10 protein-coding genes are annotated in these 14,601 nt (G+C 58.1%); 5 read left to right on the forward strand and 5 right to left on the reverse strand.

Features of this window, described 5'->3' with window-relative positions:
• The 3 genes from mfd to uvrA all read left to right on the forward strand — a co-directional run.
• On the forward strand, positions 1–3,211 hold a 3,211-nt coding region (gene mfd, locus M0Q23_07175; protein ID MCK9528405.1), incomplete at its 5' end, for a transcription-repair coupling factor.
• A 94-nt stretch (positions 3,212–3,305) separates the two neighbouring features.
• Positions 3,306–4,283 carry a peptidylprolyl isomerase gene (locus M0Q23_07180; GenBank protein ID MCK9528406.1) on the forward strand — a complete coding sequence of 326 codons (978 nt, stop codon included), beginning with the start codon at positions 3,306–3,308 and terminating at the stop codon, positions 4,281–4,283.
• A gap of 66 nt (positions 4,284–4,349) precedes the next feature.
• Positions 4,350–7,172 carry an excinuclease ABC subunit UvrA gene (gene uvrA, locus M0Q23_07185; GenBank protein ID MCK9528407.1) on the forward strand — a complete coding sequence of 941 codons (2,823 nt, stop codon included), beginning with the start codon at positions 4,350–4,352 and terminating at the stop codon, positions 7,170–7,172.
• 4 nt (positions 7,173–7,176) lie between these two features.
• Here uvrA and nadD read toward each other — a convergent pair whose 3' ends face one another.
• Positions 7,177–7,821, reverse strand: a complete 645-nt coding sequence (nadD, locus tag M0Q23_07190; protein ID MCK9528408.1) for a nicotinate-nucleotide adenylyltransferase — start codon at positions 7,819–7,821, stop codon at positions 7,177–7,179.
• Positions 7,818–9,077, reverse strand: coding sequence for a glutamate-5-semialdehyde dehydrogenase (locus M0Q23_07195; GenBank protein ID MCK9528409.1), 1,260 nt, complete (start codon positions 9,075–9,077; stop codon positions 7,818–7,820). The genes nadD and M0Q23_07195 overlap by 4 nt, the downstream gene beginning before the upstream one ends.
• Before the next feature lie 161 nt (positions 9,078–9,238).
• Between M0Q23_07195 and M0Q23_07200 the strand changes: the two genes are divergently transcribed.
• Together M0Q23_07200 and M0Q23_07205 are read left to right on the forward strand one after the other, a co-directional pair.
• Complete coding sequence (locus M0Q23_07200; GenBank protein MCK9528410.1) at positions 9,239–10,318, forward strand: hypothetical protein; 1,080 nt, start codon at positions 9,239–9,241, stop codon at positions 10,316–10,318.
• Between the two features lie 11 nt (positions 10,319–10,329).
• Entirely contained in the window at positions 10,330–10,551 is a 222-nt protein-coding gene (locus M0Q23_07205; GenBank protein ID MCK9528411.1) for a DUF2905 domain-containing protein, read from the forward strand.
• A gap of 36 nt (positions 10,552–10,587) precedes the next feature.
• Here M0Q23_07205 and M0Q23_07210 read toward each other — a convergent pair whose 3' ends face one another.
• The 3 genes from M0Q23_07210 to M0Q23_07220 all read right to left on the reverse strand — a co-directional run bounded on the left by M0Q23_07210 (position 10,588) and on the right by M0Q23_07220 (position 14,568).
• On the reverse strand, positions 10,588–11,259 hold the full coding sequence (locus tag M0Q23_07210) for an outer membrane lipoprotein carrier protein LolA (GenBank protein MCK9528412.1): 672 nt from the start codon (positions 11,257–11,259) through the stop codon (positions 10,588–10,590).
• A 605-nt stretch (positions 11,260–11,864) separates the two neighbouring features.
• Positions 11,865–12,947 (reverse strand): branched-chain amino acid aminotransferase, encoded by a 1,083-nt coding sequence (locus tag M0Q23_07215; protein ID MCK9528413.1) that lies wholly within the window; start codon positions 12,945–12,947, stop codon positions 11,865–11,867.
• Between the two features lie 94 nt (positions 12,948–13,041).
• Entirely contained in the window at positions 13,042–14,568 is a 1,527-nt protein-coding gene (locus M0Q23_07220) for a YifB family Mg chelatase-like AAA ATPase (GenBank protein ID MCK9528414.1), read from the reverse strand.
• Positions 14,569–14,601 lie beyond the last annotated feature (33 nt).

A 14,601-nucleotide genomic window follows, 5' to 3' on the forward strand; every position in this document is an offset into this window, starting at 1 on the left:
TCTGGCTGGAAAACCCATGGTGGTCGTTGCCTCCACGGAGGCTCTCCTTCAACGGGTCATGCCCATGGAGGTGCTGGGTGACTACCTGGAAATGATCTCTCCCGGAGACCGCCGTGAGCGGGAAAGGCTGGAGGAAAAGCTCATCGCCGGAGGATACCAGCGGGTTTCTCTCGTCGAAGAGCCCGGCGAATTCAGCCTGCGGGGATTCATTGCCGATATATACTCGCCCGCCGAGGACAGCCCCGTGAGAATCGAGTTTTTTGGTGACGATATTGAATCGATCCGGCAATTCAACCCTGAAACGCAACGGTCCCTCAAAGAAGTATCCTCCTTCATCCTGGCCCCGGCCGGAGAAATAGTCATCACAGGGGAATCGAAGGCACGGGCGCTTCATAACTTGAGAATCCGGGCCGCCGGGCTTGACCTTCCGAAAGCCCGCCGGGACGCTCTGGCGGACTTCATTGAAAACGGCATCCTGCCGGCCGCGGCCGCGCAGTTCCTCCCTCTCTTCTACGATGAAACCCCATCAGGGGAAATCGGTGGTGACGGACCGGAAACCATCGTCGATTATCTTCCGGGAAAGGGTGTCATGGCCTTCCTGGATCGCGCAGGCATCGAGGCTACGGAACACGCCATGAACGACCGGATCGAAGGCTTTATCGGAAAAGCTCTCGAGGAAGAGCGGTTCTATCTCGACAGGAATTCGCTCTTCGCCTCTCTGGATCAGGTGAGACGACGATCCGTGGGGCTGCGGCATCTCCTGTTCGACGAATTTCAGGATCGTCGGGAAGACCGGCGGTTCGTCTTTTCCACGGAACCGCAAAGCGGCATCAACCCGACAGTGATAAAGGATGACACCGACGGTGGCCCCCTGACCTCCTTCGCCGAGCAGGTGCGAACCCGGATGAAGGAAGGCATCCTGACGGTCTTTCTCTGTGCCGAAGACGACATTCCCCGCGTCAGCCATCTTTTCGAAAGCTACGGCCTTCCGGTGGAAGAATCGCGGCGGCCCTTCCCGTCCGACCTGGAGCGGTTCAGCGGTATCGGAACGCTCCTGCTGAAGGCCGGCAGGATCTCGGAGGGATTCCTGTACGGTCCCCTGAAGCTTTCCTGTGTGTGTCAGGAGGATCTTTTCGGAAAAAAAATACGGCGACGCAGGAGAGCTTTCTCGCGGGAAGGGTATTTCCTGAAATCCTTCGGTGAGTTGAAGGAAGGCGACTCCATCGTTCACATGGATCATGGAATCGGACTGTACCGAGGTCTCGAGCGGCTGTCAGCGGCGGGAATCGACAGCGATTTCATTCTCCTCGAGTATCAGGGCGGCGACAAGTTGTACCTTCCCGTGGACCGCCTCGACCAGATTCAGCGTTACGTGGGTCCCGACGGCTTTACCCCTCCCACGGACCGCCTGGGAGGTACTTCCTGGGAAACGGTCAAAAAACGGGTCGGGGAATCGGTGCGAAAGATCGCCGAGGACCTGGTGGCGCTCTATGCCGCCCGGGAGATAACGGAGGGGCACAGCTTCTCCATGAATGAACAAATCTTTGACGAATTCGCCGCATCCTTCGAACACGAAGAGACACCCGACCAGGCCCGGACCATCGACGATATCAACCAGGACATGACGGACCCGAAACCCATGGACCGTCTCGTCTGCGGCGACGCGGGGTTCGGCAAGACAGAGGCGGCCTTGAGAGCTTCTTTCAGGGCCGCCATGGACGGAACCCAGGTGGCCCTGCTGGTTCCCACCACAATCCTGGCGGAACAGCACTTCCGTACGTTCAGGGCCCGTTTTGCCGACTGGCCCGTGCGCGTGGAGGTCCTCAACCGTTTCAGGACAAGGAAGGAGCAGGCGGCCATCGTGGAGGACATCAACAAGGGGCTGGTGGATATTGTCATCGGCACTCACCGGCTCTTGCAGAAAGACGTGTCATTTCGAAATCTCGGGCTGGTCATTATCGACGAGGAACAGCGCTTCGGCGTCACCCACAAGGAGAAACTCAAAAAGTTGAGAACCCGCGTGGATGTACTGACGCTGACGGCGACGCCGATCCCGCGAACCCTCCAGCTTTCGCTGGTCGGCCTGCGGGACCTGTCGACAATCGACACCCCGCCCGAGGGACGCCAGGCCGTGCGGGTGTACGTGGCCGAATTCGATGAAGATCTGATTCGGGACGCCATCACCGAGGAACTGGAACGGGGGGGACAGGTTTTTTTCATCCACGATCGGATCCGGTCCATCGAGGGAATCGCCCGGACGATACGGCGTATTGTCCCGGATGCCGGGGTCGCCGTGGCCCACGGCCGGATGAAGACGGGGGAACTCGAGGACGTCATGATCGGTTTTCTCAACCGTGCCGTTGATGTCCTGGTCTGTACGACCATCGTCGGCTCAGGCGTGGACATGCCGACGGTCAATACCATTATAATCAACCGGGCCGACCGGTTCGGCCTGTCACAGCTCTACCAGCTCCGCGGCCGTGTGGGGCGGTCCCGGGAAAGCGCCGCCGCTTACCTGCTCATCCCCCGAGGGGCCGTGCTTACCAAGGACGCCCGGAAGCGCCTTCGCGTGGCCCAGGAGTTTACCACTCCCGGATCGGGATTCAAGGTGGCCGCCCACGATCTGGAAATACGGGGAGCCGGTAATATCCTGGGCGTGTCCCAGTCGGGGCACGTGTCTGCCGTGGGGTACGAACTCTATACGGAGATGATGGAAAAGGCGATCATGGAGCTCCGGGGGGAAAAACGTGAAGATCGATCGGCCCAACCGGAGATACGCCTGGGAATACCCGCCTTCATCCCCGACGAGTACGTCACGGACACCCACAACCGTCTGGTCATCTACAAGAAGGCCTCCATGGCGGCATCGACTGAGGAATTGTCCGAGCTGCGGGAAGAACTGGCCGATCGTTACGGGCCGGTGCCCCGGGCCGTGAAGAACCTGCTTCGTCTCATCTCCATCAGGATCCGCCTCAGGGCAATCAGGGCTCTTGAACTCGGCTATGACGGCAGGTACCTGACCATAGCCTTCTCGAAGGACACCCCCGTTCCTCCGGAGACGATCCTCGAACTCGCCAGGAGCCGCCGCGATGACATGCGTTTCACGGCAGATTCCCGTCTTTCCATCTCGATCCCCGGCCTCGATGACGACGGGCGCATGGGGGAAGCGGAGAAGCTTATATCCCTTCTTACGGAAGGCAGTGTTCCCTGAATCTTCGCCTGCGCCGGGAACGGCCATGTTTTTTATTGAATAAAGATTGTGCTTCTGTTACCTTCGACAGGACACATCACGCTGGAGATAAATAATGAAATCAAGCAGTACTGTAGGAGGCTTTCTCCTCGTAGCCCTGTTGATCCTTCTTGTCTCACCGCTTTATGCCCACACGGACCGGGTTGTGGCGGTGGTAAATAATGACATCATTACGCTGGAAGAGCTCAACAGGCATTTCGCCCCCTTTCTTCAGCGGATCGAAGCGGATCCCCGAACGAGGGAGGATGAGAGCGTCATGCAGGAAGGCAGGCGCCTCATTCTCGACCGCATGATCCGGGAGCTTCTCATGAAGCAGGAGGCTGAACGGCTCAATATCGTGGTGCGGGACGATGACGTGGACTCCTATATCGAAGAGACGCTCACCGAAAGCGCCATGACCAGACGGGACCTCCTTACAGAGCTTTCCCGGGAGAACTCAAGCTTTGAGGAATACCGGGAATCGGTGCGGCGCGACATCATGAAGGCACGGCTCATCGGCCGGGAAATCAGGGCGAAAGTCCACATCAGCGAAGAGGATATCGGCGCCTACTACAGAGAACACCGCGACCTGTACGAAGGGAAGGGAGCGGTGAGAATCCAGCAGATATTTACGGAGGTACCCCGGGGGAGCGACGACGACGCCAGGGAGGAGCTCAAGGCCCGTGCCGAGGCTATACACGAGCAACTCATGGCGGGGGGGGGAGAAAGCTTCGATACCCTGGCCAGGCAGTACGCGCAGGGTGCCCGGGCACGCACGGGCGGAGACATGGGCTTCATAGAAAAGGGCACGATCCTGCCGGAGGTGGAAAGCGTGGCCTTTGCTCTCGGCAGGGGTGAGGTAAGCGGCGTCATCGAATCGCCCGCAGGATTTCATATCATCAGGGTTCTGGACAAGCGGGGATCAGGACTGAAGCCGCTCGAGGAAGTGCGTCAGGAAATCATTGACACCATCGGCGAAAAACGAATGGAAGAACGGTTCCAGGAATGGCTTGAAGACCTGAAGGAAAAATCCTACGTCGACGTACGGTTATAGGGGATGATTCCAGCCTCTTGCCGGGTCTTGAAGAAAAACCATCAAAAGGAACGTTCGTCTTAAACAATGAATTCTATCGTGGTCCGTGGGGCCTGTCAGCATAACCTTAAAAATATCGACCTGCATATTCCCCGGGACAACCTGGTGGTAATCACCGGGGTCAGTGGATCGGGGAAGTCCTCCCTTGCATTCGATACTATCTACGCCGAGGGCCAGCGCCGATACGTGGAATCCCTGTCCACCTACGCCCGTCAGTTTATCGGCCGGATGGACAAGCCCGACGTGGAGTCCATCGAGGGCCTTTCTCCGGCCATTGCCATAGAACAGCGTTCGGCAAGCCATAACCCGCGATCCACCGTGGGAACCGTTACGGAGACCTACGATTATCTGAGGCTCCTCTTCGCCCGCGTGGGTGTTCCCCATTGCCCCCGGTGCGGTCGTGAAATCCGGTCACAAACAATTGAGATGATGATAGAGCAGGTCACGGCCCTGCCGGAGGCGACCCGGCTGCAGGTGCTCGCTCCGCTCGTCCGGGGGAAAAAGGGGGAGTTCCACAGGGAACTGGAGCGCCTGAGAAGGGAGGGATTCTCCCGTGTCCGCCTGGACGGCACCCTCCGCGATCTTTCCGATGAGATTGCCCTCGACAAAAACAAACGGCATGACATCGATGTTGTCGTAGACCGTCTGGTGGTCCGGGAAGGGATGAGGAAACGGCTCAGGGACTCCCTGGAAACGGCCCTGGGGCTTTCAGGAGGCGTCGTCCGGATGGCCTTCGACGGTGACGACCGTGACGATCTCCTCTTCAGCGAGCATTACGCCTGCGACGTCTGCGGCATAAGCGTTCCGGAAATTGCCCCCCGGGTGTTCTCCTTCAACACCCCCTACGGGGCCTGCCCGGACTGTGACGGCCTGGGTACGAAATTCTTTTTCGACGTCGACCTGGTCATACCTGACCCCGGCCTTTCCATCCGGGAAGGGGCCATCGTGCCCTGGGAAAAGAGAACCTCCCTGTACTTCTACCAGATGCTGGAAGCACTCTCCGCCCACTACGGCATCGACGTCAACCGGCCTTTCAACCGCCTTTCCGAAGCAATACAGAATGTCATTCTCTACGGGTCGGGCGACGAAGCAATCGAATTCTACTTCGACCGGAAGGGAAGGAGGCATTTTTACCGCAGGACGTTTGAAGGGGTCATTCCGACACTGGACCGGCGGTACCGCGAATCGGACTCCCGGGATGCCCGGATCGACTTCGCCCGGTACATGAACGTCACCGATTGCCCCACCTGTGGAGGGGCCCGCCTGAAGCAGGAAAGCCTCTCCGTCCTGGTGGGGGGCATGAATATCTACCAGGTCTGCCTGCTATCGATCCGCAGATGCATGGAATTCATGGAATCCCTTGATCTTCGGGGACAGCAGGCCCTCATAGCCGGACCGATTCTCAAGGAAATCATAGCCCGATTGCGGTTTCTCATGGATGTGGGCATGGATTACCTGAACCTCGCCAGGTCGTCCGGAACTCTCTCGGGCGGTGAATGGCAGCGCATACGGCTCGCCACACAGATAGGTTCGGGACTGGTGGGAGTCCTGTACGTACTTGACGAACCCACCATAGGGCTCCACCCCCGCGATAATCTCCGTCTCCTGGACACGCTGAAGCGGCTGCGGGACATGGGCAATACCATCCTCGTGGTCGAGCATGACGCCACCGTCATGAACGCCTCGGACCACATCATAGACATGGGGCCCGGCGCGGGCCTGGAAGGCGGCGATGTCGTCTTCCAGGGAACGCCGGAAGAAGCCCGCTTATCGCGAACATCTCTCACGGGCAGATATCTTTCGGGCGAGCTTTTCATCCCTCTGCCGGACAGACGACGGTCCCTGCCGGATCGATTCATCCGCATCGAGGGAGCTGAAGAAAACAACCTCAGAAAAATCGACATAGTGATTCCCTGCGGTCTGTTCACCTGTGTCACCGGGGTCTCCGGTTCCGGCAAAAGCACCCTGGTGATCGAAACACTCTACAAAGTTTTGAGAAACCGCCTGAACAAGGAAAAGATCCGAACGGGCAGGATTTCCCGCCTCGCCGATACGGGCGGCATCGAGCGGACCATCATGATGGATCAGCAGCCCATCGGCAGAACGCCCCGCTCAAACCCGGCAACCTACACAGGTGTTTTTACCCCCATCCGGGAACTTTTCAGTCGCCTTCCGGAATCGAATGCCCGGGGCTACAAACCGGGGCGCTTCAGTTTCAACGTGAAGGGAGGCCGCTGCGAAGCCTGCCGGGGCGACGGCCTGACCCGGATCGAGATGCACTTTCTGGCTGATGTGTATGTAACCTGTGATGTCTGCGGTGGAAAGCGCTTCAACAGGGATACGCTGGACATCCTGTACCGCGGGAAGAGTATCGCCGATATCCTGGACATGACCGTGGACCAGGCATTGGATTTTTTCGACGCCATCCCCCGCATCAGGTCAAAACTCAAGCTGCTCGCCCAGGTGGGCCTCGGCTACGTCAGGCTCGGCCAGTCGGCGACAACCCTTTCCGGAGGGGAGGCCCAGAGGATCAAACTGTCCCGCGAACTGGCAAAGCGCAACTCACGCAGTACGCTTTATGTTCTTGACGAACCCACGATCGGGCTTCATATCGCCGATATCGAGAAGCTCCTGGCGGTGCTCCAGAGACTGGTCGACCGGGGGAACACGGTGGTAGTGATAGAACACAATCTCGACGTCATCAAGTGCGCCGATCACATAATCGACATGGGCCCCGAAGGAGGCCAGGGAGGAGGGGCCATCGTTGCCTCGGGAACCCCCGAGGAAATCCGGAGTGCTCCCGAATCCCTCACGGGTACGTTTCTGCGTCCCGTCCTTGCCGGTCCCTGAAGGGTTACCGGTACAATCCTCCGGATTCGATATAGCTCATAACCCCGTCGGGCAGGAGATACCGGATCGACCGTCGGGCGGCACACCGTCTCCTGATGTCCGTGGACGATATGTCCAGAAGGGTGAGACGCCTGAAGCAGACGGCCCCGCCGCGGTTCCCGCGGTAACACTCATCGGCGGCGTCATAGGAGAAATCGGCTCGATCGTCGGCGGGCAGCACGTCCCGAAGGGTTTTTTCTTCGGAGCCGGGCCGGGTCATGACGATGATACTGTAGCACTGGAGCAGATCGCGCCAGTCTTTCCAGCAGGTTATGTCCTGAAAGGCATCCTGTCCCATGATGAAGCAGAACTCCGTTCCATCGGGATACTCCCGGACGAACTCCCGCACCGTGTCAATGGAATAGGACGGACCTTCCCGCCGGTACTCCCGTTCAGACAGGGCAAAGGAAGGATTGCCGGCGATGGCGATTCTCACCATGGCGGCGCGATGGTGGAAGGAGAGGAGGGATCGCTCCTCCTTGAGGGGTTGCCGGGCCGCCGGTATGAATATCATTTTATCGAGGTCAAGCAGTTCTACAAGCTCTTCGGCGCACCTCAAGTGTCCCAGGTGAATCGGGTCGAAACTTCCGCCGAAAAGGCCCACCTTCATGATCTCAGTTGTCCGTCACCGTAGATGATGAATTTTGTTGTCGTCAGCTCCTCAAGCCCCATGGGTCCAAAGGCGTGAAGCTTTGTGGTGCTGATGCCGATTTCCGCCCCGAGACCCAGTTGAAAGCCGTCGCTGAATCGCGTCGAGGCGTTTGCCAGCACCGTTGAAGAATTGACCTCATTGACGAAACGCCGGGCGTTCTGATAATCGCCCGTGACGATAGACTCCGTGTGAAGCGATCCGTAGGACGCGATATGGTCCATGGCCATGTCCAGGTCATCCACCACCCTCACAGCCAGGATAAGATCGAGATACTCTTCATACCAGTCCTCTTCCGTGGCCTCCTCGATACCCGGAAGGATCGTCCTGGTCCTGTCGCAGCCCCGAAGGACGACTCCGGCCGCGTGCAGTTTCTCCGCCACTCTCGGAAGAAAGGACTGCGCGATATCGCGGTGTACAAGGAGTGTTTCCATGGCGTTGCAGACGCCGGGCCGCTGGACCTTCGCGTTGAGGCAGATGTCGACGGCCATTTCGGGATCGGCGGCGGCGTCCACAAAGACATGACAGACACCCTTGTAGTGCTTGATCACCGGTATCCGCGAAAGGCGAACCACGGTCCTGATGAGGTCTTCTCCGCCCCGGGGAATGATCAGATCAATGTAGTCTTCCAGCGTCAGAAGCTCCTCAACGGCGGATCGGTCCGTGGTCGGCAGGGTCTGAACGGCCGTCACGGGAATTCCGGTGGATTTCAAGGCCTCCTGGAGTATGGCCGTTATGGCGCAATTTGAATGAAAAGCCTCGGATCCTCCCCGAAGAATGACGCTGTTACCCGATTTCAGGCAGAGGGCCGCCGCGTCGGCGGTGACGTTGGGCCGGGATTCGTAGATGATGCCGATCACACCCAGGGGAATCCGCATGCGACCCACCTGGAGCCCGTTCGGCCGCTTCCACATGGAGGTTACAACACCAACGGGATCGGGCAGTGCCGCCACTTCCCGCAGTCCCACCGCCATGGCGTCGATGGATTCTTCCGTCAGGCGCAGCCTGTCGATCATGGGATCCGACAGGCCTGCTTCCCGGGCTTTTCCCAGGTCTTTCCCGTTTTCAGCGATAAGACGGGGCATTGCCTCGATGAGCCTCTCGGCCATGGCGATCAGTGCCCTGTTCTTGGTTTCCGAAGAAAGCGACGCAATGACCCGGGCGGCCTTTTTCGCGTCAGACGCAAGCTCCATGACTGGTCCCGATATATTTGACATACCCATCCTCGCGGCAGGTTTTTTGAAGGGCCGATGCTCTCGAACAGGCCTTTTTCATTGAGATAGCGAACTGTATAGTATATGAACCTACCTGTCAAGATTCGTAAAATGGTGCCGGATGCTTGATTGTGACTTTTTCGAGGCCGCCGGGATTCAAAGGATTGAAAGAAAATATGCGGGACCTTACCATTCGTGCCGGTTCAAACATCTACGAGATGATACGCGACGGCGAGCTGACGTTTGACCATGTTTCCACCGTGGTGGGGCCGGCCGTGGGCCCCCGGTGGTTCCTGGCCAGTGGTTTTGACCTGGCACTCCTGAAGGCCGGGGTCCTGGGAACCCGCCACCCCGTCACGCTTGCCGGATCTTCGGCCGGTGCCCTGCGCTTTGCCGCATGGGTTCAGCCCGAGTCTGTGGCAGCCTATGAGCACCTGATTGACTCCTACATCCGGATGACCTTCACCCGCGAGGATACCCCGACGAGTATCCGGAAGGCCCTCGCCGACGTCATTGACAGTTTTGTCGAGGATGACGCGCTGCACTCCGCCCTGGCACACAGCACCTTTCGCATCGCCATAACAACAGCCCTGGCCAGGCATGTGACTTCGTCAGAAACCAGGCTGTTCCAGGCATCGGGAATTCTTGCCGCCGGCATTCTCAACATTGCGAGCTCTTCTCTGCTGTCATTGTTTTTCGACCCCACCGTGTTCTACAGCGGATATACCCCTCCCCCCTTCTGTCTGAAACCGGATTTCACCGGGACTTCGATTCCCCTGAACGAGGCCAATTTCAAGCCGGCCCTCCTCGCGTCATCAGCGGTACCTCTGGCGGTATCGGGCGTCAGGAACATTTACGGAGCCCCCCACGGTGTCTACAGAGACGGAGGGCTGGTCGATTATCACGGAAACATGGACTACGCGAAGAACAACAAGGACGTGGTTCTTCTTTTTCACCACCAGGAACGGCAGATTCCCGCCTGGCTCGATCGGTACACCCCCTGGCGTTCGCTGCCGGAATCATGGACCGCGAACCTGCTGGTGGTCTCTCCCACGAAGGAGTTCGTCGAGCGGCTGCCGGAGGGACGAATTCCCGACCGCCGTGATTTCAGGATTTTTGCCGGAGACCCGTCGACGCGCATCAAGCAATGGCGAAGAGTGGTGGCCGAGTCAAGCATCCTGGGAGAGATGTTCCTGGAGTGTGTCACCGGCGGGAAGGCGGGGGGTGTTGTAACGAGGATCTGATCGGAGGCGCCATGGACCTTACACCCTATGGAAAACTGCTCATTACCCTCGGCCTGGTTGTCGCCGTCATCGGCGTCCTGTCGGCATACGGCGGGAAAATCCCCTGGATCGGAAGACTGCCCGGGGACATCCTGTTCAAAGGCCGTTACGGAACCGTGTATTTCCCCCTCGCAACCTGTGTGGTCATCAGCATTTTGATTTCGCTGGTGTTGTTTTTTTTCCGAAACCGCTAGCGTCAGGTTCGTGCCCCGACAAAGGCGGGACTCCCTTCACTGCAGGGTTTCAACAGGAACTCCGGGCGGCGGGTCGAAATGGAACAGCCCGTCGGGAAGCCCCCCGTTTATTGAAAGATTGGTGAAAGAATATCGGTTTGTCGTCCCGTACATGTCGGTCAGGGTATAGCCTGACAGCAGGAAAGTACCGCCGTCGATCGACAGGACAAGGCTTTCGAAGCCTGCCGATGGTCCCCTCGGCTTCAACTCGAGGAGGTAGTTTCCTTCACTGTCCCGTGACGGGTCGGCAAGGGATACATGAAAATCGCGGTCCATGTGCTGAAGACCCGTGAGAAACCGGGCCGCGGGCTGCGATTCCAGGGCCGACCGGGTTTTCTGGCGGTAGAGCATGTTTTCCTCGGGCAGGTAAAACCACAGAACCTCGGGATCGATCACCATCAACTTGCCCGGCGGATCGCTGTACTCCCAGCGCAGATTCACGGGCTTCCTGAAGTAGAACATGCCTTTTTCAACAATGGTCGTACCCGTGAGATCCACGGGGATACAGTGAACAAAGGCTGCCTGAATATCTTCAATGCCATCGTAGCGATCCTGGACTTTCGCCACCACCTCGCCGAGATCGAGGTCTTCCGGGGACGCTGCCGCCTGGCCCGGCGACGCATGAATCAGCATCGCCGCCAGCATCGATGCCAGTAATCTCGCAATCATCATTGACGCCCTCGTAACATGTCGAAAAACATCTGACAGAGAACGGCTTTGTAAAAAGCTCCCTGAGGCACGGCGCGCACATCCTTAAGGAATGATGCGAGACCTTAAAAAACTATCGATTGTGTCATTTCGATATCAAGGAAAGATTTCTCGTCGCTTCGCTCCTCGAAATGACGGACCTTAAGACGCTCCTCGAAATGACATTTTTAAAGGTCACTTCGAACGTTCCCCTGTCACTTCGAACGTTCTTCCGTCACTTCGAACGCATGTGAGAAGTCTGAAAGATCCCTCGCTTTGCCCGGGACAGGGATTTCTCGTCGCTTCGCTCCTCGAAATGACGGACCTTAAGACGCTCCTCGAAATGACAAGGAGAGCTTTATTGAATACCAGCCATTTTTGTCATTTCGACCGTAGGGAGAAATCTTTCACTAACGGCAATCATCAGGATTTCTCGTCGCTTCGCTCCTCGAAATGACACAATGAAAGGTCTCGATGCGTACTGTACGGTACGCCGCAGTGACGAAGGAGGGAGCGCAATCAGGCATCCGGCTCCGGTGCAGAGGAAGCCCGGTACCATTTCACGAATCCACCATCATTGCTGAAACCTAGGGCCCTATCCTGACCCGCCATCGGAAGGGGTCCTCCCCTTCACCATACTGAATGCCGAGAATCGTATCATAGAGCTTCACCGTCAGAGGACCGGCGGAGCCGCCGTTGATGGAATATTCTGCTCCCTTGTAGCATATCAACCCCACGGGAGAGACAACGGCCGCCGTTCCCGACGCGAAAACCTCTTTCAGCATTCCCCCGGACAGAGCTTCCATGAGTTCGTCCATGGACACCTGGCGCTCCTCCACGGCCACGCCCCAGGAACGGGCAAGTTGCAGGATTGAGTCGCGCGTCACACCGGGAAGAATACTCCCCGACAGGGGGGGCGTCACCAGGGTATCGCCCAGAACGAAGAAAATGTTGCTCGTCCCCACCTCTTCGGGACGTGAACGGGTCAGGGCATCGAGCCAGAGAACCTGGGTGTATCCCTTCTCGCTCGCCTCTTGGCCGGCATAGAGGCTTGCCGCGTAATTTCCGGCCGCCTTGCAGTACCCGACGCCTCCGGGACAGGCCCTCACGCAGGTGTCGCTCACGTAAATTTTCGTGGGACTGAACCCCTCGGGGTAATAGGCGCCCACGGGACAGAGAATAATATAGAATATGTAGGCATTCGCGGCGTGAACGCCCAGGGCGACTTCCGTGGCGATCATGGTGGGCCTGATATACAGCGATGTGCCCCGCCCCCCGGGAATCCAGTCCTTCTCCAGGAGAACCAGCTCACGCAGAGCCTCCATGAAGATATCGGGATCGACCGGAGGCATACAGAGACGTTCGGCAGAGACGTTCATCCTCTTTACATTTTCCATGGGCCGAAAGAGATAAATGCTCCCGTCCTTTCCCCGGTAGGCTTTCATGCCTTCGAAAATTTCCTGCCCGTAATGGAAGCACATGGAGGCCGGATCGAGAGTGAAGGGACCGTAGGGTACTATCGATGCGTCATGCCACCCCACACCCGTCGCGTAGTGCATGACAAACATGTGGTCGGTGAATATTTTTCCGAATCCGAGGGACGATTCGTCGGCAGGTTTTGTTTTCATCAACCCCGGTGCAGCGGGACGCATGGTGATAGTCATTGCCATTGGCGCTTTTCCTCTCCTTTTTCAGTTGCCCGGTATCTCGTCGGGCATGGAAAGCCTCGAAAGCTGTCAGGACCGCAGCCTTGGTTTTTTAGCACTAAATAACCGTTCGATCAAGCGTTCTGTACTGAATGGCCTCGGAAAGGTGATGGGCCTCGATTGTGGTTTCTCCCGCGAGGTCGGCAATAGTCCTGGCAACTTTGAGAATTTTTGTGTAGCCCCGGGCGCTCAATCCCAGCGTGTCCATGGCCATTTCGATCAAGGCCCGTCCTCGCCCGTCAACGCGACAATAGTCTCTCATGTCCCGGACCGTCATGCGGGCATTGCAGGATGTGCCGTCACCGAAACGCTCCTTCTGAATACGCCGGGCTTCATCGACCCGCTCTTTTATCTGTGCCGATGATTCTCCCGGGACGACTCGAGCCAGGTCGCTGTAGCGCAGCGAGGGAACGTCCACGTGAATGTCAATCCTGTCCAGCAGGGGACCCGACAATTTTGAACGGTAGTGACGGACCCGCAGAGGCGTACATCTGCAGACGTGACGGGGATCGCTCAGGTAACCACAGGGGCAGGGATTCATGGCCGCCACGAGCATGAACCGCGCCGGATAGGTCGCTGTGGCCGATGAACGGCTGATCGTGACCCTTCCATCCTCGAGGGGCTGCCTCAGAACCTCCAGGGTGTTTCGCCTGAACTCGGCCATTTCGTCGAGAAAAAGGACCCCGTTGTGGGCCAGGCTGATCTCACCCGGACGGGGGATCGTACCTCCCCCTACCAGGCCGGCTTCTGATATGGAATGATGGGGAGCCCGAAAGGGCCGTGTTACCAGGAGGAGATCATCCCTGTCCAGAATGCCGGCAACAGAATGTATCTTCGTGGTTTCCACCGATTCTTCGAAGGTCGGATCCGGAAGAATCGTCGGCAGACGCCGGGCAAGCATTGATTTTCCCGATCCGGCGGCACCGATCATGAGAATATTATGGGATCCGGCGGCGGCCACTTCCATGGCGCGCTTTGCCTGAGCCTGACCGCTCACGTCGCTGAAATCGAACTCATGACCGAGGCTCCTGCAATAGAGATCACGGATGTCGGCTTCCACGGGCGCGATCGATCCGGCTCCATTGAGAAAGTCGACCACTTCGCAAAGATAGTCCGCGGCAATAACCTCGATGGAATCCACCAAGGCCGCCTCGCGGGCGTTACGCCGGGGCAGCACGATACCCCGGAGTCCCGTTTCTTTCGCCTGGAGGGCCGCCGACAGGGCCCCGCACACCTCCTTGACGCTTCCGTCGAGAGACAACTCCCCGATGAAAAGATACTCCTGTAATCGTTCTCTTTCGACAATGCCTTCCGCGGCGAGGATGCCCACGGCGATGGGAAGATCGAAGGAGGTCCCTTCTTTCCGGATGTCTGCCGGGGCCAGATTAACGGTAACCTTATGCCGCGGAAAGGAGTAGCCCGAGTTTCTGACGGCCGATTTCACCCGGTCCCTGCTCTCTCTGACCGCCGTGTCAGGTAATCCCACGGTTGAAAACTGCGGAAGCCCCAGGGCCGTGTCTATTTCCACCTCGACAGGATGGGAGTCTATGCCGATGATGGTTCCGGTCAACACCTTGACGATCATGCCGATGTCCTCTGATACAACCTGTATGTGTCG

The organism is Syntrophales bacterium, assembly GCA_023228425.1.
Lineage (GTDB): Bacteria > Desulfobacterota > Syntrophia > Syntrophales > UBA2210 > MLS-D.